Raw genomic sequence first — 26,838 nt, 5'->3', positions numbered from 1 at the left:
GGACGGTCGCCATCCAGGAAGGCCAGGACAAGCGCCGCCAGGACGAGCTCCGACTGCCGGACGAGGCCGTGTCACCTGCCCGCCGTCGGGCGCCTGCCTGCCGTGCGGCCGCTAGTGCTCCTGGGGCGCGGCGAGGAACGCCTTCAGCTCGGGGAGCACGCGCTCCGGACGTTCCTGGTGGGGGCTGTGGCCCGCGTCCAGGCGCAGGAGCCGGGCCCGGGGTAGGCGCTGTGCCGCCCGCTCGGCGATGGAAATGGGCAGGGTGTCCTCGTGCTCGCCCCAGACGAGCAGCACCGGCGCCGTGATGGCGTTGAGCTTTTCCGCGCGATGAAAGACAGGCCCGGCCACGGGCACGAGCCGGTTGAAGGCCCGCGTGGCGTCAGGGCTGGCGTCCGGGCGGGTGAGCAGCTCGTACTCCAGGGCGCCCAGCCGCTCACCCAGCGGCGTCGGGGGCGGCGGCATCATCTGAGCCCAGGCCCATGGCCCCAGCGAGCGCGCCAGCCGTTCGGGACCGGCGCGGAAGAAGAGGCGGGCTTTTCGCGCCATCTCCGGGCCCAAGCCCATGGCATCCACCAGGGCCAGCCGCTCCACCGGTACCCGGCCGCGCAGCGCGAGCTCCAGCGCCACGAGCCCGCCCAGCGAGTGGCCCACCACGGCCACCGGGCCCGGGGCGAGCTGGGACAGGAGCGCCTCGATGGGGGCGGTGAAGAAGGCCGCCGCGTCCTCGCCGGTGGCCAGCGGGCCTTCGGGGGTGGACGACATGCCGAAGCCCGGCAGGTCCACCGCCAGCACGCGGTGGTTCCGGGCGAGGACCGTCAGGTAGCTGAACCACTGGGAGGCCGCGCCGCCTCGCCCATGGAGCAGCACCACCGTGGGGCCGGCGCCCGCCTCCAGGACCCGGAGGGCCCCGCCGCCCGGCAACCAGTGAACCGTTACGGCCACCGCGGGGGCGAACTGGGCCAGCAGCGCGGCTTCCACCGGCCCCACCGAGGGGGCCTTCATGCCGCCTTCCGCGACACCGGCGTCCGCCGGGAGTGGAACAGGGGTTGGCGTGGCGGCTGTGAGTGGTACATGGGGAGGACACTCCAGGAGGGGCGGACGGGCGGGCAACATACTGGAATGCGCGGCCCTCAGCGGTGTTGAGCCGGATACCCTGTAAACCCTAGGCTGCCCGCCGCCAGTCCGACACGAGGCGACATGAACACCGACATTCGCGCGCTCACCGAACGCGTGCAGCAGGAAAGCAGCTTCGTCGAGGTCCTCAACCAGGAAACCAGCAAGGTCATCGTCGGGCAGCGCTACATGTTGGAGCGCATCCTCATCGGCCTGCTGTGCAACGGGCACGTGCTGCTGGAGGGCGTGCCCGGCCTCGCCAAGACGCTGACGGTGCGCACCGTGGCGGATTCGCTCAGCGCCACCTTCATGCGCATCCAGTTCACCCCGGACCTGCTGCCCGCGGACGTGGTGGGCACCATGATCTACAACCAGCAGGCGGCGAACTTCACCGTCCGCAAGGGGCCCATCTTCGCCAACATCGTGCTCGCGGACGAAATCAACCGCGCCCCGGCGAAGGTGCAGTCCGCGCTCCTGGAGGCCATGGCCGAGCGCCAGGTCACCATCGGCGACCAGTCCTTCCCGTTGCCCTCGCCCTTCCTGGTGCTGGCGACGCAGAACCCCATCGAGCAGGAAGGCACCTACCCGCTGCCCGAGGCGCAGGTGGACCGCTTCATGCTCAAGGTGAAGGTGGGCTACCCAACGCGCGATGAAGAGAAGGTCATCATGGACCGGATGTCCGGTGGCTCGTCGCCGCGCGCCCAGCGGGTCATCGACCTTCAGCACCTGGTCCGTGCGCGCGAGCTCGTCCACCACATCTACATGGACGAGAAGGTGAAGGAGTACATCCTCAACGTGGTGTTCGCCACGCGCGAGCCCAGCAAGTACGGCCTCAAGGACCTGGCGGACTACATCCAGTTTGGCGCCTCGCCGCGCGCCACCATCGCGCTGGCCCAGGCGGCGCGCGCGCATGCCTTCCTGCGCCACCGTGGCTTCGTCACCCCCGAAGACGTGAAGGCCATTGCCTTCGACGTGCTCCGCCATCGCGTCGCCATGACGTACGAGGCGGAGGCGGAAGACCTCACGCCGGAGAAAATCATCCAGCGCGTGTTCGACCGCGTCGAAGTCCCCTGACCCTTCCTCCTCGAGCCCGCCAGGCGCCCCGTGCTTCCCAAGGACCTCATCCGCCGCATTCGCAAGCTGGAGATTCGCACCCGCAAGGTGGTCTCCGACATGCTCGCCGGCCAGTACCATTCGGTCTTCAAGGGCCGGGGCATGGCCTTCTCCGAGGTGCGCCAGTACCAGCCCGGTGACGAGATTCGCATCATCGACTGGAACGTCACCGCGCGCATGGATGAGGCCTACGTCAAGGTCTTCACCGAGGAGCGCGAGCTGACGGTGATGCTGGTGGTGGACGTCTCCGCGTCGAAGGAGTTCGGCTCGCGCGAGCGCACCAAGTCGGAGATCGCCGCGGAGGTGGCGGCGCAGATCGCGTTCAGCGCCATCGCCAACAATGACCGGGTGGGGCTCGTCCTCTTCTCGGACCGCGTGGAGAAGGTGGTGCCGCCGCGCAAGGGCCGCACGCACGTGCTGCGGCTGGTGAGCGACATCCTCACGTTTCAGCCGCAGGGGCGGGGGACGGACCTGGCCGCGGGGCTCAACTACCTGACGCGGGTGGCGAAGCGGAAGGCGGTGACGTTCCTCATCTCCGACTTCCAGGCGCACGACTACGAGAAGCCGCTGCGGCTGGTGGGGCGCAAGCACGACCTGGTGCCGGTGGTGGTGGCGGACCCGTTGGAGGAGGCCTTCCCCCGGCTGGGCCTGGTGGACATGGAGGACCCGGAGACGGGCGAGCGCTTCGTCGTCGACACCAGCGACCCGCGCGTGCGGGGCCGCTTCGCCCGGGCCATGCAGGCCGCGCGCGACGAGCGGCGCAAGCTGTTCAAGAAGCTGGAGCTGGACCACGTGGAGCTGCGCGCGGGTGATGACCACGGCAAGGCGCTGGCGAACTTCTTCCGCGCGCGGGCCCGGAGGATGGCGGCATGAACCGGCTCATCCCCTTGCTGGCGGTGTGGCTCGTGGTGGCGGCGCTGGTGGTGGCGGCTCCGGCGTGGGCCCAGGCTCCGGCCCCTGCACCGGCAGCCGCGACGACGGAGCAGGTCGAACCGCGGAACCTGTCCGTGCGGCTGGAGCCGGAGCAGGTCCGCATCGGTGACCCCTTCGTCTACGAGGTGGTCATCACCCACCCGAAGGACCACCGCTACGAACTGAAGGTGCCCCAGGAGACGGGGGACTTCGAGTTCCTGGACCAGACGCGCCAGCGCCAGGACGGGCCGGACTCTGCGACCACCACGTTCCGGGTGCGGATGTCCGCCTTCGCCCTGGGCTCGGTGGCGGTGCCGGCGCTGCCCTTCGACGTGGCCACGCCGGAGGGGCCCAAGGCGTTCACGGTGCCGGGCCGCACGGTGGAGGTGACGTCCACGCTGCCTCCGGACGCGGAGGGGCAGGGCGCGGACCTCTTCGACTACAAGCCGCCGGAGGAGGTGCCCATCCGTTCGTGGCGCCTGGTGCTCACGGTGCTGGGCGTGCTGGCCGCGGCGCTGCTGGCGTGGGTGCTCTTCCGCTGGTGGAGGAACCGGCCCAAGCACGTGGAGGTGGTGCCGGCGCTGCCCCTGGACGTGCGCACCCGCAAGGCGCTGGACGCGCTGAAGGCGGAGGACCTGCCCTCGCGCGGCCGGGTGAAGGACTTCTACTTCCGGCTGTCCGAAATCGTCCGGGGCTACCTGGGCGAGCGCTACGGCTTCGAGGCGCTGGAGTGCACCAGCTCCGAGCTGATGGCGTCGCTGCGGCGCATGTCCACGCCGGGGCTGCCGGAGGACAAGCTGATGCGCTTCGTGTCCGAGTCGGACATGGTGAAGTACGCACGCGCGGATGCCTCCGCTGACGCCTGCCGCGACGCGCTGGCCTTCGGCTACTCGCTCATCGACACGACGTACGTTCCGCCACCGCCGCCCCAGGCTCCCGACAATGCCGCCGCTCCCCGCGTTCAATAACCCCGAGGCGCTCTGGGGGCTGCTGCTCGTGCCGCTGCTGCTCTGGCAGGCCTGGCGGGAGCGGCGTGCCCGCGCCACGCTGCGCTTCTCCGCGGCGCATGTCTTCGCCCGGGGGGGCCGAGGCTTCCGCGCGTACCTGCTGCCGCTGCTGCCGCTGCTTCGCGTGGCGGCGGTGACGGCGGCGGTGCTGGCCATCGCCCGTCCGCAGGTGCGTGACTCGCGCGTGCGGGACCTGTCGGTGGAGGGCATCGACATCGTGGTGGCGTTGGACCTGTCCACGTCGATGGAGGCCGGTGACTTCCGTCCGCAGAACCGCATGCACGTCGCCAAGGAAGTGCTGAGCGAGTTCATCGCCAACCGGGTGAACGACCGCATCGGCCTGGTGGTGTTCGCGGGCGCGGCGTACACGCAGGCGCCGCTGACGCTGGACTACGGCGTGCTGAAGGAAGTGGTGAAGCAGCTGCGCACGCGCGTGCTGGAGGACGGCACGGCCATTGGCGACGCGCTGGCCACGTCCCTCAACCGCCTGCGGGACTCGGAGGCGAAGAGCCGGGTGGTGGTGCTCATCACCGACGGCGACAACAACTCCGGGAAGATTTCGCCCATGGACTCGGCGAACATGGCCCAGGCGCTGAAGGTGCCCATCTACACGATTCTGGTGGGCAAGGGCGGCAAGGTGCCCTTCCCGCAGGGCACGGACCTGTTCGGCAACACCGTGTGGCGCGACACGGAAATTCCCATCAACCCGGAGCTGATGCAGGACATCGCGGACCGCACCGGCGGCGAGTATTACCGCGCCACCGACCCCGAGCAGTTGCGAGAGGGACTCCAGAAGGTGCTCGATTCGTTGGAGCGCTCGAAGCTGATGGAGGGCGGCGCCAGCGCCACCTACCGCGAGGAGTTCCATCCCTTCCTCCTGGCCGCCTTCGGTCTCGCCGCGCTGGAGCTGCTCCTGCGCGCCTCCTTCCTGAGGGTCTTCCCGTGACGCCCGTGGAACCCTGGCGCTTCACCGTGCTCGGTTACCAGGCGGGGCTCGCGCAGCCCCTCTTCCTGCTATTCGTGCTCGCGGGCATGATGCTGGGCCTGCTCGCGCTGGTGGGGGCGCTGCGGCGCCGCTCGCGCGTGCGGGCGCTGCTGCATGAACGCCACGCGGAGCGCTTCACGCCGGGCGTGTCGGTGTGGCGTCCGGCCACGCAGGGCGGGCTGTACGGCCTGGGGTTGGCGCTCTTCGGCTTCGCGCTGGCGCAGCCGCAGTGTGGCACCAAGAGCGAGCTGACGAAGCGGCGCGGCATCGACGTGGTGGTGGCGCTGGATGCCTCCAAGTCCATGCTGGCGCGGGACATCCAGCCCAGCCGCCTGGAGCGCGCGAAGCTGGAGCTGACCACGCTGCTGGACGAGCTGAAGGGCGACCGCGTGGGCCTGGTGGTGTTCGCGGGCGATGCGTTCATCCAGTCCCCGCTCACGTCGGACTACTCGGCGGTGAAGCTGTTCTTGCGCGCGGTGGACCCGGAGGTGATGCCCCAGGGCGGCACCAACGTGGGCGCGGCGCTGCGGCTGTCGCGGCAGGTGCTGGAGAACGCGGACCGCGGCTCGAAGGAGCGCGTGGTCGTCCTGCTGACGGACGGCGAGGACCTGGTGGGCGACGTGGCGGAGGCCACCGAGGCGCTGAAGGACGCGGGCGTGCAGGTGCTGGCGGTGGGCGTGGGCTCGGAGTCCGGTGAGCCCATCCCCGTCTTCGACCGGCGCGGCGCGTTCGTGGACTACAAGAAGGACGCCGCGGGGGAGACGGTGATTACGCGGTTGGACCGGGCGGGGCTGACGGCCATCGCCGAGGCCACCGGGGGCACCTTCTACTTCCAGCCCCGTGGCGTGGCCATGTCGCAGGTGGTGGAGCGCATCGATCAGATGCAGAAGAGTGAGCTGGAGAGCCGGGTGACGGTCCGCTACGACGAGCGCTTCCAGTCGTTCGCCATCCCGGGGCTGGCCTTGCTGGCGCTGGGCATGTTGCTCTTGCCGTCGTCGCGCCGGAGGTCGTCACCATGAGCGCCGCGAGGACGCGCGCGGCGCGGTGGCTGGCGTGGGGCCTGGTGACGTCGCTGGCGCTGCCGTCGCCCGTGTGGGCCGCGGGGCCGCTGGAGCGCGGCCACCCGCTGGTGGAGCAGGGCCGCGAGGCGTACACGGCGGGTCGTTTCGAGGAAGCGCTGGAGGCGTTCGAGGCCGCGAAGAAGGAGCGCCCCAACGACGTCACGGTGGACTTCAATCGCGCGGACGCGATGGCCAAGCTGGGGCGCATCGCGGATGCGAAGGCGCTGTTCCAGTCGGTGACGGAGTCCAACCGCGCCGACCTCCGGCAGAAGGCCTGGTACAACCTGGGCAACCTGCATGCGACCACCGGAGACCGGCAGGAAGCGCTAAAGGCCTACCGGCGCGCGCTCACGCTGGACCCGCAGGACGTGCAGGCCCGCCACAACTACGAGGTGGTGTTGCGCAACCTGCCGCCGCCGCAGGACAAGGGCCAGGATGGCGGCACGGACGGTGGCAACGACGGCGGCAGTGACGGTGGGCGCCCGGATGCCGGCGAGGACGGCGGCACGAAGGGCGACGGCGGCACGCCCCAGGACGGTGGCACCGATGGTGGCTCGGACGGCGGTGCCGACGGCGGCGCGGATGGTGGCGCCAGCGATGGCGGCATGGACGGCGGTGCCGACGGTGGCGACGGGGATGGTGGCAGCGACGGCGGCTCCGACGGAGGCGCGGACGGCGGCGAGCAGGGCCCGCCGGACAAGGGCGACGGGGGCGCGGACGGCGGCGCGGATGGTGGACAGGACGACGGAGAGGGCGAGCCCCAGGACGGTGGCAGCGACGGCGGCAGCGCGGGAGAAGAAGACTCGGAGGAATCCGAGGCGGACGGTGGCTCCAGCCAGTCGGACCTGGATCGGCAGGAGGCGGAGCGCCTGCTGGATGCGATGAAGCAGAACGAGAAGAACCTCCAGCTCTGGCGGTTCCAGCAGAAGAAGAAGCAGAGGAAGCCGAATGAGAAGGACTGGTAGCGCCCTCGGCGTGGTGTTCGCCGTGTTCGCCCTGCTGGCCACCGCGCCAGCGTGGGCGGCCTCGGATGACCTCGATTTCTACCAGACGGCGGACCGTACGGAGGTGGGCACCGAGGACACCTTCCGCCTCACGGTGGTGGTGGTGGATGCGCCCGCCAACGCGCAGGTGAAGCTGCCGGAGTCGGACGACTTCTCCATCCTCTCCAGCTCGCGCAGCAGCCAGCGCTCCATCTCCCTGTCGGGCGGTGGCCCCGCCGTCATCCAGGACGTCACGCGGCACGTGTTGGTGATGCAGGCCACACGCGCGGGGCGGCTCAAGATTCCACCGTCGCAAATCACGGTGCGCGGCAAGACGTACCGCACGCAGCCCGTGGAGTTGACGGTGAAGGCCGGCCGGGTGGGCGGTGCGCCGTCCCCGGGGCAGGCGGGACGTGGCGGTGGCCGGCAGCCGGACCCCTTCTCCAGCATCCAGTCGCAGATGCAGCAGATGGAAGAGGCCTTCGGCGACATGATGGAGCCGGACCGGCCCACGATTCCCCGGGGGGACTCCGACCTCTTCCTGCGCGCCAGCCTGGACCGGGACAACGTGTACGTGGGCGAGCAGGTGACGCTGTCGCTCTACATCTATTCGCGCGTGGACCTGTCCAGCGTGGACGCCGTCACCATGCCCAAGCTGGAGGGCTTCTGGACGGAAGAGGTGGAGAGCCCCACGCAGCTGTCGGGCGAGCAGCGCGTGGTGGACGGCATCCCGTACCGCGCCTACCTGCTGCGCCGCCGCGCCATCTTCCCGGTGAAGTCCGGCACGCTGTCCATCACCCCCGCGGAGGCGGACATCACCACCGGCTTCCTCTTCGCCGGCCACCGCGTGCACCGGGTGTCCAACGCGCTCAAGGTGAAGGTGAAGCCGCTGCCGCCCGGTGGGCCGGAGGACATGCCCAACGCGCACGTGGGCAACTGGCGGCTGTCCATGGACGTGTCCCAGACGCGCGTGGCGCTGGGCCAGCCCGTCACGGTGAAGGTCAGCCTGGAAGGGGTGGGCAACGTGAAGAACGTCACGCCCCCCGCGCTGAAGGGCCCCGCCGCGCTCAAGATTTATGACCCCACCACGACGGACAAGGTGTCGCCGCAGCGCCACCGTGTGCAGGGCCGGCGGGTGATGGAGTACCTGGTGATGCCGCAGCGCACGGGCAGCTTCACGTTGCCCGCGCTGGAGTTCACCTACTTCGACCCGCGCGCCCGCAAGTACGAGGTGGCGCGCACCGACCCGGTGACGATTACGGTGGAGGCGGGCGCGGGCGGGGCATCGTCCATCGCCTCGGGGTCGCCTCAGGCTTCATCGGACCAGGCCAACGAGCAGAAGAACGTGCTGACGGCGGGCGGCCTTCGGCCGGTGCGCTACCAGGCCCGCTTCGAGGCGCCGGGCGTGCCCGTGTGGAAGCGGGGCTTCTTTGTCCCGACGGTGCTGGCCCCGCTGGGGCTGCTGTTGGGCGTGGCGCTGATGGGCGGCGTGCGCGGGCGGCTGGCGCTGCGCTCCGAGGCGGGGCGTGGGCGTCAGCAGGCGAAGGCCGCGCGCAAGCGTCTGGCGGATGCGGAGAAGCTCCAGGCCAGCGGGGACGTGGGGGCCTTCTACGGCGAGGTGGAGAAGGCGCTGCACGGCTTCCTGGAGGCGCGGCTGGGCATGCCGGTGGTGGGCCTCACCCGCGAGGTGCTCGCCGAGAAGCTGACGGCGGGGGGCGCGGATGCGGAGCGGCGCGCCAAGGTGCTCTTCGTGCTGGAGGCGTGCGACTTCGGGCGCTACGGCGGCGGGGGTGACCCGGCCGAGCGACAGAAGGTGATGGATGCCGCCGCGGCGGCCATGGAGGGCTGGGCGTGAGCGGCTACTACACGCCGGAAGAGGCGCAGGACATCTTCCTCAAGGCCAACGAAGCCTACGCGAATGAGGACTACGCGGCGGCCAAGGAGGGCTACGAGAAGCTGCTGGCGAACGGCCAGGGCGGCCCCGACGTGCTCTACAACCTGGGCACCACGCACCTGGCCCAGGGGGATTTGGGCCGCGCGGTGCTGGCGCTCGAGCAGGCGCGGAAGGAAGGGGGCCAGGCACCGGACCTGGAAGCCAACCTCTCCGTGGCCCGGGCGCGGCAGGTGGACAAGGTGGTGGGCGCCACCGCGGAGGACGCCTTCCTGCCTCGCGTCGCGGCGGCCACGGACGGCCCGGTGGTGGCGTGGACCTTCCTGGGCACCTGGGTGGCGGCCTTCGTCCTCGTGCTGCTCTGGCGCTTGCTGGGGCGGGGACGGCGGACGGCGGTGGGCGTGCTGGCGGTCCTGCTCTTCGCGGTGGCGGTGCCGTCAGGGCTGCTGGTGGCCACGCACGCCTACGTGGGGGCCACGGTGCACGAGGCCGTGGTGCTGGCCCCCACGCTGGTGGCGCGCGAACTGCCTCAGCCCGGCGCCCGTTCCATCTTCGAGGTGCACGCCGGCCTCAAGGTGCGCCTGCTCGAAGAGACGGGCCGCTTCGTCCGTATCCGTCTGCCCAACGGCCTGGAAGGCTGGGCCGAGCGGGAAGGCGTGGCCGAAATCTGAGGCCATACGCAGAGTGTCGGGACGCGAAAACCTGGAAATGCCTGCCATTCAGAGGGTAGACTGCCTCCGGAGGGATAGCAGGTAATGCCAGGAGGTCGTGGCCCTGTGTTTTCGGTCGAGGCACTCGTTGGCAAGAACCGGTTGGTCATCCGCCTCTGGGGTGTCGTCACGGAGGAGGAAGCGCTCCAGATTGGAGATGCGTCGCTGCGCGAGCTCGAGCGGCTCCGGCCGGGCTTCGACATCCTGTCTGACCTGACGGGCGTGACGGAGCTCCCGGAGTCGGGCTCGGGGCAGATTGAGCGCGTCGTCGAAGCGGCCCGGGTCCGCGGCTTTCGCCGGGTGGTGCGCGTGGTGGGGCGCTCCGCGATGGCGGCGGTGCGATTCCAGCGCAGCAGCCGGAACGTGGGGCACGAGGCCTACCTGGCCTTCTCTCTCGAGGAGGCGGAGCAGCTGCTGGAGGGCGGCTGGACATGAGCCCCGGCCCGGCGCCGGTCAGCTCCGGCGGCCCGTGAGGCGCGCGAAGAGGCCGCGCTTCTCTTCCTTGCGAGGGCCGGGGGAGGCCGCCGCGAGGCCTGTCACCTTGAGCAGGTTCTGCTGGAAGACGGGATGGTTCGGCTCCAGCGCCACCGCGCGCTCCAGCAACTCCACGGCCCGCCGGTAGTCCTTGCGCTGGTGAACCAGGATGAGGGCCAGCTTGCTGTAGAGCACCGCGGCTTCGGGCGCCTGGGCAATGGCGCGTGTGAGCACGTCGATGGCCCGGTCCACCTGGCCCTCGCGCTCTAACCGCACGGCGCGCTGGAGGAAGTCCTCCGCCGACCCTGGCTCGATTCCGAGCCGCCGGACGGTGCGCGGTGGGCGGTGGGCGGTGCGCTGCTCTCATCGCGAGCACCGGCCGCGCGGGCGGCTCCTCGTCCCCGAGTGCCATGGGCTCTGGCACGAGGAAGTCCTGCCCGTCCAGGATGGGCAGCTCGTCCGTCATCGTGCGCATGGCGGGTGCGCCGGGCAGGCGGTGCAACTCCACGACGCCGCGCTCCAGCAGGGCCTTGAGGACGACCTTCACCTCGATTTCGGGCAGCCGTGCCGCCCGGGCCAGGTCCGGCACGGCATGGTCCCCGTCGATGAACGAAGCAATGTGCGCCTCGAAGGGGTGGAGCGGCTGGAGCGCGATGTCCAACCCAGCGCGCAGGTGCGGCACGGTGTGCGCGTCCATGGGCACTGTAAAGCGCGCGGTGGCCAGGTCATGCGGCGTGGGGCGCTGGGGCGGGGGCCTTGGCAGCTCCATGGTGCGCGTGCGCTGAGGCGGGGACAGCAGCGCCCGGACGATGGTGGGCTCGGTGATGACGTACTCCCCGCTGGCCTGCTGCGGGTCCAGCAGCAACCCGCACTGCGTGCACTGGAAGTCGTTTCCACCCACGGTCGCCCGGCACTCGGGGCATTCTGGTTTCGCGGCCATTCCAGGGTCATCATAGCGCCCGGTTTCTGGCCGTGTTGGACGGGGCCGTGCCCACCCTGGCTACGCCCGCCTGTCAGCCCTTCTAATCAAAAAGCAAGGCATCCAGTGTGTGTCCGACTTACGTATGGGGGAGACGGGTGCCATTGCACAATCCGTTGCATCCTCCCTGGTGCGGCTACGCCCCGGAGGGCTATACCGCGCGCGGCGGGTGGCATTGGCATCGTGTTGCGTCCGGAGAACCATGGCTGGCAATTCCCAGGCACCCTTCCACATCCTTCTCGTCGAGGATGAGCCGGTCATCCGGGAGCTGGTTCGCTCCATGCTGAGCGACGGCACCGTGGAGGTGGTGTGCGCCGCCACGGGGCTGGAGGGCCTGAAGCTGGCCAAGAGCCAGACGTTCCACCTCATCCTGATGGATGTGGTGCTGCCGCAACTGGACGGTATCTCCGTGTGCCGCATCCTCAAGGGAGACCCCGTTACCGCGGGAGTGCCGCTCTACATGCTCACCGCGAAGGCGAAGCGCTCCGACATGGAGAGCGCCACCCAGGCGGGGGCGGACGGCTACATCCACAAGCCCTTCCGGGGCGCCGAACTGATGGCGCTGGTGGAGCGGCTGCGCGAAGCGGGGCCGAAGCCGGAGCTGCCCTGAGTCAGGCGGGCTTCAGGGCAGGCGCGGATGGAGGAAGCGCGCCAGGGCGATGAGGTCGTCCCAGTCCAGCTCGCCGAACTCCAGCGCCACTCCGTCCACTTCGCGGCGGCGAATCTGGCAGGTGGTGACGATTTCCCGGTCGCCGGGCAGCGGCACCGCGATGGTGAGCTCCCGTGCAGTGTCGGCCGGGTGGGCCATCAGGAACAGGCCCGCCATGGACACGTCCCGAGCGCGAACCATCACCGAGCGTCCCTTGAGGAGCACCTTCACGGGGAGGTTGGCGTCGACGCGCGGGTGAAAGCGCTCGGCAATCTGGGGGCCGCCATCGGTCGTCCGCACCGGGTTTCTCCTCTTCTCCACACGACAGGGTGCAACAACTCTGAGGCACTCCGGAGCGGACGCAAGTTTCCAGCCAGGGCCGCCGTCCAGCCTCCCGGACGCTCCTCCCGGTCCGCGGAGCGCTTCCGGACCCGCCGTGGTGCCTCAACGCCTGGGATTGCCGGGGGTTATCCCTGGCACGGCGGCTGAAACAGGGCCGGGCAACTCTCCGCAGGAGGCTGCCCGTGTCCAATGACAGTCGGATTCCCACACTGACCATCACCCATACGGTTCCGCGTCAGACGCCGCAGAACGACTTCGGCACGGTGCTGGCGCGCGCGGCGAACGAGGTGGTGCGCTCGGGAGCGGGCCTGGTGGGCGGCATGATTCCGGGGGGGCCCATCGTCAGCGCGGCCGTCTCCAGCGTGAAGACGGTGGTGTCGGCGGTGGCACCGAAGACGTCGGGGGCGGGGATGCCCGCGACGGCGGATACGGGGAGCGCGGCGGGCGCGGGGGCCGCGGCGGGCAACCAGGAGGCGTGGGACCTGCTGGAGGCGCAGAAGGTGCTCGCCGCGGAGGGCCAGAAGTTCAACATGGCCTACCTGCAGCTCCAGAACGAGATGCAGAAGGAGAGCCGCGAGCACACCGCTGTCTCCAACATCATGAAGGTCCGCCACGACTCCGCGAAGGCGGCCATCAACAACATCCGCTGAGGAGCGACACCAGCCATGGCCATGGACACGTTGGGGCCGGTGGGGGGAGCGGGCGCGCCGCCCGCGGTGGAGCCCAGCCGGGAGCGATTCAGCAAGGTGTTGGACGAGGTGCAGGGGCCTGCGAAGGGCACTGGGGTTCCGGTGGCCACGGAGGGGCCGCCGAAGCCCGCGCCCGCGGCGGCGCCGCGGGGTGTCTCCCGGGCCGAAGGGGTGGGGCCCGCCGCGCCGGGCTGCGCGGACGTGAAGCCGGGCACTCGCGTGGACTCGGTGCAGGCGGCGAGAGCGCAGCAGGCGGCGCAGGTGCTGGATCGGGTGGGGCAGGCGCAAAAGCGACTGGACCACATCCTTCAGCTGGCGCAGTCCGGCCGCAGCTTCACGCCCGCGGAGTTGCTCGCGTTGCAGGCCCATGTCTACCGGGCGAGCCAGGAGCTCGACCTCGCCGGCAAGGTCGTCGAGAAGGCGACCGGCGGCGTCAAGCAGGTCCTCCAGACCCAGGTTTGAGGAGCACCCGATGCGTTTGCATTTCCGTCGCGCTTTCTTCCTCGTGCTACTCGTGAGCGTCACCGCCTGCCGCGAGCGCATCCAGCATGGTCTGGATGAGCGGCAGGCCAACGAGCTTCAATCCGTGCTCGTCGAGCGAGGGCTCGACGCGCGCAAGGTCCCCGAGGCGGGCAAGAAGCCCACGTGGTCCATCGAGGTGGCGGACGAGCACGCCTCGGACGCGGTCCGCATCCTGTCGGAGCTGGGGCTGCCGAGGCCGAAGGAGGAAGTGGGCTGTGACGTCTTCGGCGGTGGCGGGCTGGTGCGCACGCCGGTGGAGGAGAGCGTCTGCCGAGTGAGGGTGATGGAGCGGAGCCTGGAGAAGACGCTCCAATCCGTGGAAGGGGTGCTGCTCGCGCGCGTCCACCTGGTGGTGCCCGCGCCGCCGAGAGTGGGACAGGCCCCGGGGCCATCGAAGGCATCGGCCATGCTTCGCGTGGCGCCGGGCAATGCGGCACGGGTGCGGCAATCCTCCGAGACGTTGAAGGTCCTCCTCGCGGGTGGTGTGGAGGGCCTGTCGCCGGAAGCCGTCTCGCTGTTGGTGGACGAGGTCTCCACCCGAGTGGAGGCTCCGACAGAGTTGGGCGTGTCTCCGTTGACCCGACTGCGTGCCCTCTTGGCCGTGTTGGGCCTCATGGTGACGGGGCTGTCGGTGGCGCTGGTGCTGGTGACGCTCCGGATGCGGCACTACCGCGACCGGACACCGACTCCGTCTGCGCCGCCTGGACCCGCGCGGCCCGTGTTGTCACCGGGACCGGCGCGCAAGGTGGCGTGAGGTGTCCATGGAGAGCGAACGCATGGATGCGACACGCGTAGGGCGCAAGCCTCGGCCAAGCCGGAACTCCGCGTCCGTCCGGGCCACTGCACCGACCGAGGAGGTGCCCCGGCTCATGGGCCCCTTGCCGATTCCATTCGAACGCCTCGCGCTCGTCGCGTGGGTGCTGGGGCGGGAGCGGGCGGGCACCCTGCTGGGCGAACTGGGCGAGGAATCGGCGGTGCGTGCGCGGGAGCACCTCAAGCGTCTGTCCGCGCTGCCCTCCGCGCAGCGACAGGCGAAGGTGGCGGTGGAGTTCGGGGAGCGAGCTGATGCCGCTGCTCGGCTGAGGCGCCTCATGAGTGACGCGCCTCCCATGCTTCGCCGGGAAATCTTCCGGCGTCTGCCTCCGTACCACCGGACCTTGTTTCCCGATGCGAGTCTGGCACCTCAGGCGACAGAGGTGCCTCCCGCGCTGGGGGCACTGGCCGACCGCTTGATCCGCGAGGCCACGCGCTGAATCTGTAATCGGCGCCGTCCCGGCCCGCGTACCCGGCGTCCCGCGCGCGGATGCCATGCCTTCCCAACCCCGCGACTCCACGAGCCCGGCCCCTGGCGGGGGCCCTGCACGGGAGGAGTGCGTCTCGATGCAGCAGCGGAGCCACCGATGAAGACCCGTATCGAACACGCCGCCAGCCGGAAGGTCCGCCCCCTGCGCCGCTTGGGGGCGCGCCGGCTGACCCGGGCGCACCTCGTGCTCGCGGAGCGGCCCCAGGCTGGGGGCCTTGGAAGGGAGGCGCTGGACGCGGTGATGGCGGCCCTGACTCGGGAACTCGGCTGTCCCGTGCATGCGGAGGCCCGCTTCCTGGAGTCCGTCGTCTCGCCTTCGGTTGGACTGGGCGAGCCCGCGATTTTCGCGCTGCTGGAGCTGTCGGCGGTGGGAGGCACGGCGGTGCTGGAGCTGGAGCCCGCGCTCGCCTTCATGGGGCTGGAGCGCATCGCTGGCGCGGGGCAACGGCCCGGCGTGGTGACGGAGTTGGCCCGGTTGGAAGAGGCGACGTTGGCCTATGTCCTGCTGGTCGCGCTCTCCGCGGTGCGGGCGGCGGGCGGGGCATACCCGTGGCTCGGTCCACGGCTCGTGGGCGTGACGATGTCCAGGTCGGACGTGGTGGCGCGCTTGGACCCTCGCGAACCCTTGGTTGGCATTGAGGTGATGGTGAGCGTGGGCGAGTCGCGCGCGGGCGCGCGGTTGTTGCTGCCGTCACAGGTGGTCCAGACGGTCTTCCAAGCGCTTCCGGTGGAGCGTGCGCCGGGCATCGCGCCAGAGGTGCTGGCCGCCTCGCTGGAGGCCCGGTGCCTCGTAGGCCAGACGCCGCTGCCCGCGAACGCTCTGGACGCGCTCGTGGTGGGGGACGTCGTCGTCTTCGAAGGTGTGCGCAAGCAGGCCGGCCAGCTCTTCGGGCCGGGGCGGCTGGTGACGCGCGGATTCGCGCTCTCGGGAGACTTCCTCGCCGAGGGCTTTTCACTGACCCGCGCGCAGGGGCGCGGGATTCCCCAGGAGTCGGACATGGTGGCCGTGAACAAGCAGGAGGAGGGCATGCCTCCGCTGCCCGTGGATGTGGAAATCGAGCTGACGCGGGTGATGATTCCCCTCTCGGAGCTCGCGGCGCTCAAGCCGGGCGCGCTGCTTCCCCTGCACATCAACGCCAGCGAGCCGGTGGTGCTGCGCGTGGGAGACCGCGCGGTGGCCCGCGCCGAGTTGGTGGAAATCGAGGGCGAGGTTGGAGCCCGCGTCCTGGCGCTGCTGCCGTGAGTCCCGTCATGAATGCACAGCGTTTCGTTCATTCGCCGCGCTCGCGCTTGCTGTTGGCGGGGGCACTGGTGCTGGGTTTGGCGGTGATGGGCCCGGTGGCTGGGGTGTCCACCATGGTGGCCGCGCGGTGGCTGCTGGGCGTCGTGGCGCTGGCCGCGCTGGGATGGTGGTTGCACTGGCGCGGCGCTGTCGTCGCGGGCGAAGCCACGGCGCCACGGCTCAACATCGTATCGCGAGCGGGGCTGTCGCAACGGTGCGGTGTCGCGCTCGTGGAGGTGGATGGGCGCAGTTACCTGGTGGCCTTCGGCGACGCGTTCGCGGAGATTCGCGAGACGCCAGCGCCAGCGCCGGAGTTCGGCCATGTTCTGGCGCAGGCCCGGCGGCCCATGCCCAGGTCCCGCACGATTCGGGGCCGGCGGGAGGGGCCATGAGCCACGGCTTGCTGGGAGCGCTCCTGCTGGTTCCTGCCGCGGCCGCCGCGGCGGAGAACTCACTGTCGCGGATGTCGTACGCGGGCAGCCCTCTGTCGATGATGGGCATGCTCGCGGTGATGTCGCTGCTGCCGTTCGCGGTGCTGATGCTGACGAGCTTCTCGAAGATTGCCGTCGTGTTGTCACTGGCCCGCTCGGCCATGGGCACACAGCAGGCGCCGCCTACCATCGTGCTCACGGGCCTGGCGGCGGTGCTCACCGGGCACATCATGGCCCCGGTGATGGAGCGCATGTACGACGCGGGGCAGGTGGCCTACGCGCAGGTGGCGTCGGGCTCCGGCGCGGAGATGCTCTCCGCCGCGAGCCGTGTGTCGGAGCCGCTGCGCGCCTTCCTGGTCAAGCACGGGAGCGCTGAGGAGCGCGCGCGCTTCGTGGACCTGGCGCGCGAGCTACGTCCGGTGGAGGAGATGGACGCGGTGCGGGAGACGGACCTCTTCGTCGTCATTCCGGCCTTTGTCATCACCGAGCTGAAGGAAGCCTTCCAGATTGGCTTCCTCGTCTTCCTCCCGTTCCTCGTGCTGGACATGGTGATTGCCAACGTGCTGCTCGCGCTGGGCATGCAGACGCTGTCACCCAGCCAGGTGAGTCTGCCCTTCAAGATTCTCCTCTTCGTCGCCGTGGATGGCTGGTCGCTGCTCGCGCGGGGCCTCATCCTCGGCTACCGGTGATGCCATGACCCAGGACTTCTTCCTTACCCTGGGACGTGAGGCCCTGCTGTTGATGGTGATGGCGTCGCTGCCGCCCATTGGCGCGAGCCTGGTGGTGGGGTTCTTGTCGAGCCTCTTCCAGGCCACCACCCAGCTTCAGGAGTCCACGTTGTCGGTGGGGCCCAAGCTGTGCGCGGCCGTCCTTGCACTGGTCCTCGCCGGGCCCTGGATTGCCGGGCAGCTCACGCGCTTCACCCACCAGCTCCTGATGCTCATCTCCGAGGTCGCGGCATGAATCTGGAGCCGCTCCGCGCCTGGCTCGAGTCACTGGGGCCGGACATCATCGTGGTGGCGCTGTGTGCCGCGCGGCTGCTGCCCATGACGTTCCTGTGTCCGCTACTGGGAGGACAGGCCTCGCCGACGATGGTCCGCCTGGCATTGGTGCTGTCCCTGTCGCTCTTCCTCCGGGTGGAGGCGGGCGTGGCGCTGGATGCGCCTGTGCCGTCCGCGGTGGTCCTGGGCGGATTGGTGATTCGCGAGCTGCTCTTCGGGACATCCGTGGGGTTGGTCGCGGCACTCCCCTTCGATGCCGCGCGCATGGGGGGCCGTTTCATCGACCTGCTTCGTGGAACCTCCGCCGAGGCGAGTCTGCCCCTGGCGGGGAGCCGTGAGTCCGCGGCAGGGGAGGGGCTTTACCATCTGCTGGTGGCGCTGGTGGTCTCCGGTGGCATGTGGCCGCTCGTCATCTCCAGCGTGCTGCGTGGGTTCGGCGTCGTGAAGCTCGGCGCCTTCGTTCCAACCGAGGCAGCCACGCTGCATGTCGTTCTGCTGGCGGGCGCGGCCATGGCCACGGGGCTGGCGGTGGGGGCGCCGATTGCCGCGGCGGTGCTGACCGTGGACTGTTTCCTGGGCCTGGCCTCGCGAGCGGCGCCGCAGGTGAATCTTCAGGAGGTGGGGACGCCGCTGAAGATTCTGGGTGGGGGCGCCTTGTTGTGGCTGGGGACGGGCGTGTTGTGTGAGCGGCTGCTGGCGGGCGTGTTGTCCGTGGAAGGCGCGCTGGCGCTGTTGGGGGAGGTGGCGCGGTGAGTGGGGAGAAGACAGAGAAGCCCAGCGCGAAGCGCCTTCGTGAAGCACGGCGCAAAGGACAGATTCCCCGCAGCCGCTTGCTGAACGCCAGCGCGGTGACGGCGGGTGGATTGTTTGGACTCACGGAGGCCGCGCCAGTGGGCATGGCACGGCTCCAGGCATGGACGGAGCACCTCTTCCTGGGACAGCAGGCCCTTGGGGCGTGGCAGGAAGGACTCTGGATTGCCGCTCGTTTTTGTGGCCCGGTGCTGGGGGGCGCGTTCGCCGCGGCGCTGCTCGTGTCCGTGGCCACGGTGGGCCTGGAAGCCGACCTCCAGCATGTCGAGCCGAAGTTGGAGCGCATCAGTCTCGTGGCGGGCATGCAGCGGCTCTTCAGCTGGCGCCCCTGGGTGGAACTGGCGAAGACGCTGCTGATTGTCTGTCTGGTGGGGGCGCTCGTCTGGAGCGATGTGGAGGAGGCCGCTCCGTATGGGATGAAGACCGCGTGGCTGGGCGGTACGGAGGGCTTGAGCCTGGTGGTCGCGCATGTGTCCGGACTCGCGAGCCGCCTGGCCTGTTTGCTGGTGGTGCTGGGCGTGGGGGACTACGCGCTGGCCTGGCGGCGCCACATCAAGGATTTGATGATGACTCGCGAGGAGATGAAGCGCGAGTACAAGGAGAGTGAGGGCGACCCCCGGCACAAGGGGCAGCGGAAGGCCCTGCATCGCCAGCTTTCGCAGGGCGGTGCGGCACGCGGGGTGCAAAAGGCGACCGCCGTGGTCGTCAACCCCACGCACATCGCGGTCGCGCTCCGCTACGACGTCGACGAATGTGAGGCGCCCTATCTCGTGGCCAAGGCCCGGGAAGGGGATGCGCTCGCCATGCGGGAGCAGGCCCGCCGACTGGGCATTCCGGTGGTGCGGGACATCCCGCTGGCGCGCAGCCTCATCCACTACGACGTGGGCGAGCCCATCCCAGAGGAGCTGTACCAGGCGGCGGCGGTCGTCCTGCGCACGGCGATGGATGCGCGGGAGTTGGACGGCCATCCACGGAGACAGACGTCATGAACCCCCTCATGAAGGTATTGCTGAAGGCCCGAAACTCCTCGGACGTGGTGTTGGCGATCGCCATGGCCGCGGTCCTGGGCGCGCTCATCATCCCCTTGCCCGCATGGCTCCTGGACGCGGGGCTCGCCGTCAATCTGGCGGCGTCGGTGGCCCTGCTGGTGGCCGCGTTGCGTGCCCGGGACGCCTTGAAGGTGACGTCGTTCCCCACGCTGCTGCTGTTCACCACGCTGTTCCGGTTGGCGCTCAACGTGTCCTCCACGCGGCTCGCGCTCGCGGAGGGGCACGCGGGAGACGTCATCCAGGCCTTCGGTGAGTTCGTCGTCCGGGGCGACTACGTTGTGGGCGCGGTGGTGTTCGCCATCCTCACGCTGGTGCAGTTGCTGGTCGTCACGAAGGGCGCGGAGCGGGTGGCGGAGGTGTCCGCGAGGTTCACGCTGGACGCGATGCCCGGCAAGCAGATGTCCATCGACGCGGATCTGCGCGCGGGCGCCATCGACCAGGCGCAAGCCCGGCGCCGGCGGCGTGACCTGGAGCGCGAGTCTCAGATGTTCGGCGCCATGGACGGCGCGATGAAGTTCGTGAAGGGGGACGTGATTGCGGGCCTGGTCATCGTCGCCGTGAACCTGCTCGGAGGAACCGTCATTGGTGTGTTGCAGGGAGGCATGCCCCTGGCCGAGGCGGCGTCGACATTCGCGCTCATCGCCATTGGTGACGGGCTGGTGTCCCAGGTTCCCTCGCTGTGCATCGCCGTGGCCGCGGGCCTCGTCGTCACGCGCGTCGCCTCGGAGAAGGAAGAGGACACGCTGGGGGCGGAGATTGGGGCCCAGTTCTTCGGAGAGGCGCGGACGCTTTGGGTGGTGGCGGGTCTGTGCGTCGCGTTGGCCCTCATGCCGGGAATGCCGCACGTGACATTCCTTCTGCTGGCGGGAGGCCTGGGTGGGCTTGGCCATGTGCTGAGCCGCGCGGGTGTTTCGAAGGTCGAAGAGAAAGCAGGCGCGCCCGCGGAAGGTGTGGCGCCTGGCGCGGCTGGAGCCCCACCGGAGAGTGCCGCGTCACCCGTGGGTGTCTCCCCGCTCACGCTGGACCTGGCGCCTGACCTGACGGTGCTGGCCGAAGCGGAAGGCGCCGCCTTCGTCCACAAGACGTTGAACGGCGTGCGGGACGAGCTGTTCTTCGAACTGGGGGTTCGGGTGCCCGGCATCCGGGTGCGCACGCAGGCCGCCTACCTGGGCCCGGGCGAGTATCGCGTCCTGGTGGACGAAGTCCCGGCGGGTGGAGGGCAGGTGCTGCCGGGGGCGCTCTACGCGCTGGCGCCTCCGGATGAACTGGCGTTCCTCCAGGTGAGCGCGGAGGCCGCGACGGAGCCCTCGAGCGGGAAGGTCATCAGCCGCATTCCGGAGTCGGCTCGGGTCCTGCTGGAGACGGCGCAAGTGCCGCTGCGGCGTCCGGGAGAGCTGGTCTCGGACCATGTGCGCGCCATCCTGCGTGTCCGCGCCGCGGACCTGCTGGGGCTGCAGGACGTCCAGGGACTGCTGGAGGGACTGGAGGCGCAGGCGCCCGTGCTCGTGAAGGAGGCGCTGCAGAAGGTGCCGCTGCCGCTGCTCACGGACGTGCTTCGCAAGCTGCTCCAAGAGGGCGTCAGCATCCGGGACTTGCGAGCCATCCTGGAGGCGCTGGTGTCGCCGACGACGGAAGGAGATGCCGTCGCGCTCGCGGAGCGCTGTCGGCAGGCGCTGCGGCGGTACCTCAGCCACAAGTTCGCGCCCACTGGGCCGCTGTACGCGTACCTCGTGGACCCGGAGGTGGAAGAGGTGCTGCGCGGCATGGGCCCGCGAGGGCTGGCGCCCGACCCGGAGCGGGTGGCGGAAATCCTCGAAGGCGTGCGGCAGGTGGCCACCGAGGGACGGGCGGTGCTGCTCACCGCTCCGGATGTCCGGCGGCCTCTGCGCAGACTGTGCGAGGGCGCGTTCCCGGACGTCGCGGTGCTCACCTATGGCGAGTTGGATGGGGCCCTCCAGATTCGCCCCATCGGCCGGCTGTCGCCGGTGGCGGTAGGGCGCTGACGGAGGTGGGCCTAGAGCCCCGTGCCCGTGTTGCCCGGCCCCTTGCTTTCGGGAAGCGGGGGCAGCTCCGTCTGGGCCTGCTGGGGCGCCGGACGGTTCACGCGGTCGCGCAGCTCCTTGCCCGTGCGGAAGAGCAGGCCTCGCTTGGGCTTCACCGGGATGACCTGTCCCGTCTTCGGGTTGCGGCCCTGGTAGCCCTGGTAGTTCTTCACGTGAAAGGCACCGAGCCCGCGAATCTCGATGTTCTCGCCGCGGCAGAGGGCATCCTTCATCGACTCGAAAATCGTCTCGATGGTGGCCTCAGCCTGCTTCTGCGTCACGCCCCTCTTGGCCACGAGGATGTTGATCAGATCGGACTTGAGCATCGGACGCTCCCGCAAACCCGGTGACCCCTTGGAAACAGGGCGCTCTGGCCCGTGGTCGAATCCTGAAAACATAACAGAACACATCCTTCGTGCAAGCAGGGTGAGCTTCCAACCACCCAGAAACGCTACGGATTTCCCCCTGCGGCCACCCTGGGTGGTGGAGCGGGAGCAGGCTCGGCAAGTCCTGGGCGGAGCGGCACCACCAGGTCCAGCCATCGGGTGCGACGTAGCAGGTCGACACCGGCGCAGTCAGCTGCCTGGAAGATGGGCTCCATCTGTTCGAATCCGGGCGCCCGGGGCCCGTTCCATCCCTCCGCGCCGCCGGTGAGCATCACACCGTGCACGGCGAGCGTTGTGTCCGCCAGCGTGAGGGCAGCCGGGTCCTTCGCGGGACGCAGGCCCCCTTTGCGGAGGCGCTCCAGCAACTCGGCGGCCACCATGCGGTCGACGACCTCGTGGACCAGCGACTCGGGGACGCGCAGCCGCGTCGCCAGCTCGCGCGGCGAGGGAGGCGGCAGTCCGTCCACCCAGGCCAGGGTGGCCTCCTGGGCGACACGGGCGGCGACCAGTTCGTGCGCGCGCGGGTGGCTTCCAAAAGCGAAGAGGGAGTGCCGGAAGGCGGTGTGTTCCACGGCATAGGAGAGCCGGGCGCCAAACAGCACCAACAGCCAGCTCACGTAGACCCACGCCAGGAACAACGGGAGCGCGCCGAGCGAGCCGTAGAGGGGGTTGTACTGGAAGCTGCGCTCCGCGAATGCGGCGTACACCTGCTTGGCGAACGTCCACCCCAGGCCGGCCACCAGTCCTCCGGCGAGCGCGGACCGGACGCGGACGTGCGCGTAGGGCGTCCAGTAGTAGAGCAGGGTGAGGCTGGCCACGGTGACGAGCGTGGTGCCCAGCAGGATGAAGGCGCTGGCGTAGGGCGCGTGGCTCTGCAGGAAGACGCGGACCTTGCCCGTCCCGGAGAAGGACAGCGCGAGGAAGAAGGGGCCCACGAGCAGGAGGCCCGAGTAGATGAGCAGCCGGATGCGCCACGGCCGCTGCCGCCGGATGCCCCACAGCTCGTTGACGGCGCCGTCGAGCTGCCGCAACAGCGAGCCGGCGGACAGGAGCACCGCCAGGAAGCCCACGCTGCCAATGGCGACGGTGTGCGTGGGATTCAGGAACCGGTCGAGGAACTGGGAGGACTTGCCGCGCACCCCGGGGTTGAGCACCTCGCTGACGACGAAGCGCAGCTTCTCCTTGAACTCATCCTGGTGGAAGGCGGTCAGCAGTACGAGCGCCACCGTCAGGAGGGGCACCAGGGAGAACATGCTGACGTAGGTCAGCGCGGCGGCCCGAAGCCGGAGATTCTCCCCGCGAAAGCCCTGGGCCACCGTCTTCGCGGCCAGGAGGGTGTCCGTCGCGAACAGCCCCACGGGCGTGTGCTGCAGGGGCGCCCAGAGCCGGGTGGCTCGCTCGCGGAAGTGACGGAGCCACGGCAGGGGCGTCAGTTTCACCGATTCCCTCAAGTGGCCCGGCCGCGCCAGGGGCGGGCCTGACGGAGGCGGAGGGAACGTGGCCCCACACGGGGCGATACGTGCTCGGAGCGTGAGGACATCATCCGTGTGACATGGCCGGCCCGCGAGGCGGGAACCGCCTTGGGGCATGGACGCTCACGCTAGCCAATCCGCGGCCGCCAGTGCCAGCCCACCCCGGCTTGAGGTGGCTTGCCAGCGTACACAGGCCGACACGGTACGGGGCTTCGTGTGCACTGGCCCGCGACTTCTGCCACGCCAGCGCCGCCGGCTCCCCGCCCCGGCCTTGAAACCACCGGCAGGGCAGGGCGCCGACGACTGACCGGCGGAAAGAACTCAGGTCGTGCCGCCCGAAGGCTCCGACCCGCCACTTGAGGCTGGAGGCGGAGGCGGCGTCGAGCCACCCGCGTTCTCGCCTCCACCAGACGTGTTCTGCGAACCGCCGCGCTCTCCACGCTCGCCGCGGTCGCCACGCCGGTCGCCGCGCTCGGAGCGTTCACCACGCTCGGGACGCTCGCCGCGCTCGGAGCGTTCACCACGCTCGGAGCGTTCGCCCCGTTCGCCGCCGCGCTCCCCTCCACGCTCGGAACGGTCGCCCCGCTCGCCACCCCGGTCACCCCGAGGACGGTCTCCGCCACTTCGGCCGTCGCGGCGGCCCTCGCGACGGTCTCCGCCCCGCTCACCGCGCTCGGAGCGTTCGTTGCCCCGCTCACCACCCCGGTCCCTGCCACCACCGCCGCCGCCACCACCGCCGCGCCGGCCCTGCTCCTGGCGGCCGTAGCCTCCGCCATTGCTGTCGGGCTTGCGCTGCTGCATGGCCAGCTCGCCATCACCCGAGCCAGGCGACGAGGCCACCTTGTGCTCCGGTCCCGAGGCCGAGCGTCCGTAGATGTCGTACTGCTCGCGGTGGTAGTTCTGCTGCGCCTTGACCTGGATGGACTTGTTGTACCGGTCCATCAGGTGCCGCAGCTCGTTGCGCTCCTCGCCCTGGAGCAGGCGCGCCACTTCCGCGTTGCAGTTGATGACCAGCGTGGAGTCCTTGTAGCCCGGCGCTTCGCGGCGAATCTCCCGGAAGATTTCGTAGGCCACGGTGGTGGCCGTCTTCACGAAGCCGTTGCCGTCGCAGTACGGGCAGTCCTCGTGGAGCATGCGGCCAATGGACTCGCGCACGCGCTTGCGCGTCATCTCCACGAGGCCCAGCTCGGAGATGCGCAGCACGTTCGTCTTGGCCTTGTCACGGCCCAGCGCTTCCTGCAGCGCCTTGAAGACCTTGTCGCGGTTCTGCGCCTTCTCCATGTCGATGAAGTCGCAGATGATGATGCCGCCGATGTTGCGCAGCCGGAGCTGGTAGACAATCTCCTTGGCCGCCTCGACGTTGATCTTGGTGATGGTCTCCTCGAGGCTCTTCTTACCGACGTAGCGGCCCGAGTTGACGTCGATGGCGGTGAGCGCCTCGGCCTGGTCGATGATGAGGTAGCCGCCGCTCTTCAGCCACACCTTGCGCTGGGTGGCGCGCTGGAGCTCCTGCTCGATGCCGTACGCGTCGAAGACGGTGTCGTCGCCCTCGTGCAGGGCCACCCTGTCTCGCAGCGCCGGGTCCTGCGCGGTGACGAAGCCGAGGATGCGCTCGTACTCCTCGCGGTCATCGACGACGAGCTTCTCCACGTCGTGCGCGAAGAGGTCGCGCGTGGCGCGCAGGATGAGGTCCAGGTCGGGGTGCAGCAGGCCAGGGCCGCCGCGCTTCTCGTTCTTGCGCACCACCTGGTTCCACACCTCGATGAGGAACCGGATGTCGCTCTCGAGCTTCTCTTGCGGCACGTTCTCCGCGACGGTGCGGACGATGAAGCCCGTCCCGGGCGGGCGCAGGCGGTCCACGATTTCACGCAGACGCCGGCGCTCCTTCTCGTTGGAGATGCGGCGGCTGATGCCCACGTGGTCCACCGTGGGCATGAACACCAGGTGCCGGCCGGGGATGGAGATGTGCGAGGTGAGCCGCGCGCCCTTGGTGCCGATGGGGTCCTTGGAAATCTGGACGACGACTTCCTGGCCCACCTTCAGCAGGTCCTCAATCTTGTCGGTGCGGCGCGGCTTGGCCTTCTCCTTGTCCTCGTGCTTGTCGCTCCGGCGCTTCTCCTCCTGCGGCCGACGGCCCTTCTCCTTATCGCCGCGCTCCTTCTCCCGGCTCCGGGGCTCACGCGCCTCACGGGCCTCGCGCGGCGTGCGGCGCTCGCCGGAGACCTCGGACGGCTTCGCAGCCTGCGCGCCCTCCTCAGCGGGCGAGGGGATGAGGTCTCCCAGCGCGGTGGCCGCGGGGGGAGGGGGCTCGACGGGAAGAACGGTGGCCTCGCCCTCGGCCGCTTCCACGGCCGATTCAGCGGGCGTCGCCACCCCGGCCGCGTCGGGCTCGGACGCCGCGGCAACGGCCAGCGCCGCCTCGGGCGACTCCACCTTCGCGGCGGGCTCCACGGCGGCCTCGGCCACCTGCGGCTCGGAGGAGGGCGCGGCCTCGGCCTCGCCACCCGTTGGAGCAGGCGCGGCCTCCACGGGCGTTGCCGTGGACGGCTCGACCGCGACAATCTGCTCGGGCGTGACGGGCTGAACGGCCACCTCGGCGGCCACCACCGTCTCTGACCCGGCGGCCGGCGCTTCCTCCGCGGGCGCCGCCGGCGTCTCCGCGCCCGGCGGCGTCACCGTCGGGGCGTTGGCGGCCAGCTCCAGGGCCGTGTCGCGCGGCAGGGACTCGGTGGGCGCCGCGACAGGCTCGAAATGGGCGTCCTCCGGCTCCGGCTCCACGTGACGGGGGGGCGCGTGCCGGGCGGCGGCCTCCGCGGCCTCGGCCTCGGACTCGTCCGGGACGTCCGGCGCATCCTCATGCTCGCCTTCGGTCAGCTCGAACTGCGCGCGCGCGAAGTCAGGGTCGTAGACGACGTCACTGACATAGAGGAACGCTGCCTTCTCCAGGCCAATGTCCACGAAGGCGGCCTGCATGCCCGGGAGCACCCGGACGACGCGGCCCTTGTAGATGTTCCCGACGACGCCCTTGTCCTTCTTACGCTCGAGGTAGAACTCCGCGATGTGTCCGCCCTCGACGAGCGCGACGCGCGTCTCTCGACCCGCGGCGTTGATGACCAGGATGCTGCTCATGGATGAATCCTGCTGGCGCGCGCGGTAGGGCGGACCTCACCGGACGGGCGGCGGCGAGACGCCGCGCCTCCGAGCGCGCTGCGAAGGGAGAGGCGGCCTCCGGCGGGCCTACAGCGAGCGACGCCGGCCCGGGCATGCCGGGTGCGGCTGGGGGCTCGTTGTCGAGGACCGAGGGGACCACCGCCTGCTCCTCCGAGTTCATTGGCGCCCCGCATTGCGACCGGCACCGTGCCGGGCGAGGCCTTGTCTTCACAACGCGTTCGAGCTTCCCCACGACGCGCGTGCCGCCCGCTCTTCTATCCACACCCGGTCGATGCCCATCGTGGGCACCTTGGGGGGGCGACTGGAGCCTCGGTGCAGCTGACGCGCCCGGAGGAGCCGGGAACGCAACCCGTCAAAATCCCTACCAGACGTCGACCCCCGACAACGCGGGGCGTCACACAACCGTCCAGAAACACGGGGAGTTTTTCACGGCCCCCCAGGTGTGTAAAGCCGAGAAACGG

Annotated in this window: 27 protein-coding genes; 21 read left to right on the top strand and 6 right to left on the bottom strand. The window is 70.1% G+C overall.

The window, feature by feature from the left end:
* Positions 1-111: 111 nt before the first annotated feature.
* Entirely contained in the window at positions 112-1,002 is an 891-nt protein-coding gene (locus FL344_RS07625) for an alpha/beta fold hydrolase (RefSeq protein WP_141618042.1), read from the bottom strand.
* 195 nt (positions 1,003-1,197) lie between these two features.
* On the opposite strand from FL344_RS07625, the gene FL344_RS07620 reads away from it, so the two are divergent.
* The 9 genes from FL344_RS07620 to FL344_RS07580 all read left to right on the top strand — a co-directional run bounded on the left by FL344_RS07620 (position 1,198) and on the right by FL344_RS07580 (position 10,210).
* Positions 1,198-2,187, top strand: coding sequence for a MoxR family ATPase (locus FL344_RS07620; RefSeq protein WP_090490237.1), 990 nt, complete (start codon positions 1,198-1,200; stop codon positions 2,185-2,187).
* Positions 2,188-2,217: 30 nt separating this feature from the next.
* Positions 2,218-3,099 (top strand): DUF58 domain-containing protein, encoded by an 882-nt coding sequence (locus tag FL344_RS07615; protein WP_090490236.1) that lies wholly within the window; start codon positions 2,218-2,220, stop codon positions 3,097-3,099.
* Positions 3,096-4,106 (top strand): hypothetical protein, encoded by a 1,011-nt coding sequence (locus tag FL344_RS07610; protein ID WP_141592641.1) that lies wholly within the window; start codon positions 3,096-3,098, stop codon positions 4,104-4,106. The genes FL344_RS07615 and FL344_RS07610 overlap by 4 nt, the downstream gene beginning before the upstream one ends.
* A complete protein-coding gene (locus FL344_RS07605; RefSeq protein WP_011555616.1) occupies positions 4,081-5,091 on the top strand; it encodes a VWA domain-containing protein in 1,011 nt (336 codons plus the stop codon). Before FL344_RS07610 ends, FL344_RS07605 begins: the two co-directional genes overlap by 26 nt.
* Entirely contained in the window at positions 5,088-6,149 is a 1,062-nt protein-coding gene (locus FL344_RS07600) for a VWA domain-containing protein (protein ID WP_141592642.1), read from the top strand. The genes FL344_RS07605 and FL344_RS07600 overlap by 4 nt, the downstream gene beginning before the upstream one ends.
* Positions 6,146-7,156 carry a tetratricopeptide repeat protein gene (locus FL344_RS07595; protein WP_141618041.1) on the top strand — a complete coding sequence of 337 codons (1,011 nt, stop codon included), beginning with the start codon at positions 6,146-6,148 and terminating at the stop codon, positions 7,154-7,156. The genes FL344_RS07600 and FL344_RS07595 overlap by 4 nt, the downstream gene beginning before the upstream one ends.
* Positions 7,140-9,029, top strand: a complete 1,890-nt coding sequence (locus tag FL344_RS07590; protein WP_141618040.1) for a BatD family protein — start codon at positions 7,140-7,142, stop codon at positions 9,027-9,029. Before FL344_RS07595 ends, FL344_RS07590 begins: the two co-directional genes overlap by 17 nt.
* Positions 9,026-9,736, top strand: a complete 711-nt coding sequence (locus tag FL344_RS07585; RefSeq protein ID WP_141592645.1) for an SH3 domain-containing protein — start codon at positions 9,026-9,028, stop codon at positions 9,734-9,736. Before FL344_RS07590 ends, FL344_RS07585 begins: the two co-directional genes overlap by 4 nt.
* 105 nt (positions 9,737-9,841) lie before the next feature.
* Positions 9,842-10,210 carry a hypothetical protein gene (locus tag FL344_RS07580; protein ID WP_225909466.1) on the top strand — a complete coding sequence of 123 codons (369 nt, stop codon included), beginning with the start codon at positions 9,842-9,844 and terminating at the stop codon, positions 10,208-10,210.
* 18 nt (positions 10,211-10,228) lie between these two features.
* Here FL344_RS07580 and FL344_RS38940 read toward each other — a convergent pair whose 3' ends face one another.
* Positions 10,229-10,525, bottom strand: coding sequence for a tetratricopeptide repeat protein (locus FL344_RS38940; protein WP_255508176.1), 297 nt, complete (start codon positions 10,523-10,525; stop codon positions 10,229-10,231).
* A gap of 905 nt (positions 10,526-11,430) precedes the next feature.
* Between FL344_RS38940 and FL344_RS07570 the strand changes: the two genes are divergently transcribed.
* Positions 11,431-11,838, top strand: coding sequence for a response regulator (locus FL344_RS07570; protein ID WP_141590801.1), 408 nt, complete (start codon positions 11,431-11,433; stop codon positions 11,836-11,838).
* 12 nt (positions 11,839-11,850) lie between these two features.
* Here the strand turns inward: FL344_RS07570 and FL344_RS07565 are convergent, their stop codons facing one another.
* Positions 11,851-12,177: a PilZ domain-containing protein gene (locus tag FL344_RS07565; protein ID WP_194863028.1), complete on the bottom strand. Its 327-nt coding sequence runs from the start codon at positions 12,175-12,177 to the stop codon at positions 11,851-11,853.
* A gap of 224 nt (positions 12,178-12,401) precedes the next feature.
* Here FL344_RS07565 and FL344_RS07560 point away from each other — a divergent pair, with 224 nt between their 5' ends.
* From FL344_RS07560 to FL344_RS07510, 11 genes are all read left to right on the top strand, one after another.
* The gene (locus FL344_RS07560; protein ID WP_141590799.1) at positions 12,402-12,869 is read left to right on the top strand and encodes a hypothetical protein; all 468 of its coding nucleotides are present in this window, start codon (positions 12,402-12,404) and stop codon (positions 12,867-12,869) included.
* 15 nt (positions 12,870-12,884) lie between these two features.
* Positions 12,885-13,370, top strand: coding sequence for an ATP-dependent helicase HrpB (locus FL344_RS07555; protein ID WP_141618038.1), 486 nt, complete (start codon positions 12,885-12,887; stop codon positions 13,368-13,370).
* A 10-nt stretch (positions 13,371-13,380) separates the two neighbouring features.
* Positions 13,381-14,184, top strand: a complete 804-nt coding sequence (locus FL344_RS07550) for a flagellar M-ring protein FliF (RefSeq protein WP_141618037.1) — start codon at positions 13,381-13,383, stop codon at positions 14,182-14,184.
* A gap of 115 nt (positions 14,185-14,299) precedes the next feature.
* Positions 14,300-14,683, top strand: a complete 384-nt coding sequence (locus FL344_RS07545) for a hypothetical protein (RefSeq protein ID WP_228564851.1) — start codon at positions 14,300-14,302, stop codon at positions 14,681-14,683.
* Positions 14,684-14,830: 147 nt separating this feature from the next.
* Complete coding sequence (gene sctQ, locus FL344_RS07540) at positions 14,831-15,976, top strand: type III secretion system cytoplasmic ring protein SctQ (RefSeq protein ID WP_228564850.1); 1,146 nt, start codon at positions 14,831-14,833, stop codon at positions 15,974-15,976.
* A gap of 8 nt (positions 15,977-15,984) precedes the next feature.
* The gene (locus tag FL344_RS07535) at positions 15,985-16,407 is read left to right on the top strand and encodes a flagellar biosynthetic protein FliO (RefSeq protein ID WP_228564849.1); all 423 of its coding nucleotides are present in this window, start codon (positions 15,985-15,987) and stop codon (positions 16,405-16,407) included.
* Complete coding sequence (sctR, locus tag FL344_RS07530; RefSeq protein WP_141618033.1) at positions 16,404-17,135, top strand: type III secretion system export apparatus subunit SctR; 732 nt, start codon at positions 16,404-16,406, stop codon at positions 17,133-17,135. Before FL344_RS07535 ends, sctR begins: the two co-directional genes overlap by 4 nt.
* Before the next feature lie 4 nt (positions 17,136-17,139).
* Positions 17,140-17,409, top strand: a complete 270-nt coding sequence (locus tag FL344_RS07525) for a flagellar biosynthetic protein FliQ (protein WP_141618032.1) — start codon at positions 17,140-17,142, stop codon at positions 17,407-17,409.
* The gene (locus tag FL344_RS07520) at positions 17,406-18,200 is read left to right on the top strand and encodes an EscT/YscT/HrcT family type III secretion system export apparatus protein (RefSeq protein ID WP_141618031.1); all 795 of its coding nucleotides are present in this window, start codon (positions 17,406-17,408) and stop codon (positions 18,198-18,200) included. The genes FL344_RS07525 and FL344_RS07520 overlap by 4 nt, the downstream gene beginning before the upstream one ends.
* On the top strand, positions 18,197-19,246 hold the full coding sequence (locus FL344_RS07515) for a flagellar biosynthesis protein FlhB (RefSeq protein WP_141618030.1): 1,050 nt from the start codon (positions 18,197-18,199) through the stop codon (positions 19,244-19,246). The genes FL344_RS07520 and FL344_RS07515 overlap by 4 nt, the downstream gene beginning before the upstream one ends.
* Entirely contained in the window at positions 19,243-21,309 is a 2,067-nt protein-coding gene (locus tag FL344_RS07510; protein WP_141618029.1) for a flagellar biosynthesis protein FlhA, read from the top strand. The genes FL344_RS07515 and FL344_RS07510 overlap by 4 nt, the downstream gene beginning before the upstream one ends.
* Before the next feature lie 11 nt (positions 21,310-21,320).
* On the opposite strand, the gene FL344_RS07505 is transcribed toward FL344_RS07510, so the two are convergent.
* From FL344_RS07505 to FL344_RS07495, 3 genes are all read right to left on the bottom strand, one after another.
* Entirely contained in the window at positions 21,321-21,674 is a 354-nt protein-coding gene (locus FL344_RS07505) for an HU family DNA-binding protein (protein WP_011555596.1), read from the bottom strand.
* Between the two features lie 125 nt (positions 21,675-21,799).
* Positions 21,800-23,173, bottom strand: coding sequence for a YhjD/YihY/BrkB family envelope integrity protein (locus tag FL344_RS07500; protein WP_228558011.1), 1,374 nt, complete (start codon positions 23,171-23,173; stop codon positions 21,800-21,802).
* Positions 23,174-23,527: 354 nt separating this feature from the next.
* Positions 23,528-26,335, bottom strand: coding sequence for an Rne/Rng family ribonuclease (locus FL344_RS07495; protein ID WP_141618028.1), 2,808 nt, complete (start codon positions 26,333-26,335; stop codon positions 23,528-23,530).
* Between the last annotated feature and the right edge of the window lie 503 nt (positions 26,336-26,838).

This window comes from Myxococcus sp. AB036A, from assembly GCF_006547355.1.
Lineage (GTDB): Bacteria > Myxococcota > Myxococcia > Myxococcales > Myxococcaceae > Myxococcus > Myxococcus virescens.
Note: the sequence above shows the minus strand (reverse complement) of the source record. Positions and strands in the feature narration are given on the sequence as shown.

Excerpts from the sequence above, each read along its gene's own strand:
- FL344_RS07625 (WP_141618042.1), bottom strand. The coding sequence starts at position 1,002 with ATGAAGGCCCCCTCGGTGGGGCCGGTGGAAGCCGCGCTGCTGGCCCAG.
- FL344_RS07620 (WP_090490237.1), top strand. The coding sequence starts at position 1,198 with ATGAACACCGACATTCGCGCGCTCACCGAACGCGTGCAGCAGGAAAGC.
- FL344_RS07610 (WP_141592641.1), top strand. The coding sequence starts at position 3,096 with ATGAACCGGCTCATCCCCTTGCTGGCGGTGTGGCTCGTGGTGGCGGCG.
- FL344_RS07605 (WP_011555616.1), top strand. The coding sequence starts at position 4,081 with ATGCCGCCGCTCCCCGCGTTCAATAACCCCGAGGCGCTCTGGGGGCTG.
- FL344_RS07595 (WP_141618041.1), top strand. The coding sequence starts at position 6,146 with ATGAGCGCCGCGAGGACGCGCGCGGCGCGGTGGCTGGCGTGGGGCCTG.
- FL344_RS07590 (WP_141618040.1), top strand. The coding sequence starts at position 7,140 with ATGAGAAGGACTGGTAGCGCCCTCGGCGTGGTGTTCGCCGTGTTCGCC.
- FL344_RS07570 (WP_141590801.1), top strand. The coding sequence starts at position 11,431 with ATGGCTGGCAATTCCCAGGCACCCTTCCACATCCTTCTCGTCGAGGAT.
- FL344_RS07555 (WP_141618038.1), top strand. The coding sequence starts at position 12,885 with ATGGCCATGGACACGTTGGGGCCGGTGGGGGGAGCGGGCGCGCCGCCC.
- FL344_RS07550 (WP_141618037.1), top strand. The coding sequence starts at position 13,381 with ATGCGTTTGCATTTCCGTCGCGCTTTCTTCCTCGTGCTACTCGTGAGC.
- FL344_RS07545 (WP_228564851.1), top strand. The coding sequence starts at position 14,300 with ATGGGCCCCTTGCCGATTCCATTCGAACGCCTCGCGCTCGTCGCGTGG.
- sctQ (WP_228564850.1), top strand. The coding sequence starts at position 14,831 with ATGAAGACCCGTATCGAACACGCCGCCAGCCGGAAGGTCCGCCCCCTG.
- FL344_RS07535 (WP_228564849.1), top strand. The coding sequence starts at position 15,985 with ATGAATGCACAGCGTTTCGTTCATTCGCCGCGCTCGCGCTTGCTGTTG.
- sctR (WP_141618033.1), top strand. The coding sequence starts at position 16,404 with ATGAGCCACGGCTTGCTGGGAGCGCTCCTGCTGGTTCCTGCCGCGGCC.
- FL344_RS07525 (WP_141618032.1), top strand. The coding sequence starts at position 17,140 with ATGACCCAGGACTTCTTCCTTACCCTGGGACGTGAGGCCCTGCTGTTG.
- FL344_RS07520 (WP_141618031.1), top strand. The coding sequence starts at position 17,406 with ATGAATCTGGAGCCGCTCCGCGCCTGGCTCGAGTCACTGGGGCCGGAC.
- FL344_RS07510 (WP_141618029.1), top strand. The coding sequence starts at position 19,243 with ATGAACCCCCTCATGAAGGTATTGCTGAAGGCCCGAAACTCCTCGGAC.
- FL344_RS07505 (WP_011555596.1), bottom strand. The coding sequence starts at position 21,674 with ATGCTCAAGTCCGATCTGATCAACATCCTCGTGGCCAAGAGGGGCGTG.
- FL344_RS07495 (WP_141618028.1), bottom strand. The coding sequence starts at position 26,335 with ATGAGCAGCATCCTGGTCATCAACGCCGCGGGTCGAGAGACGCGCGTC.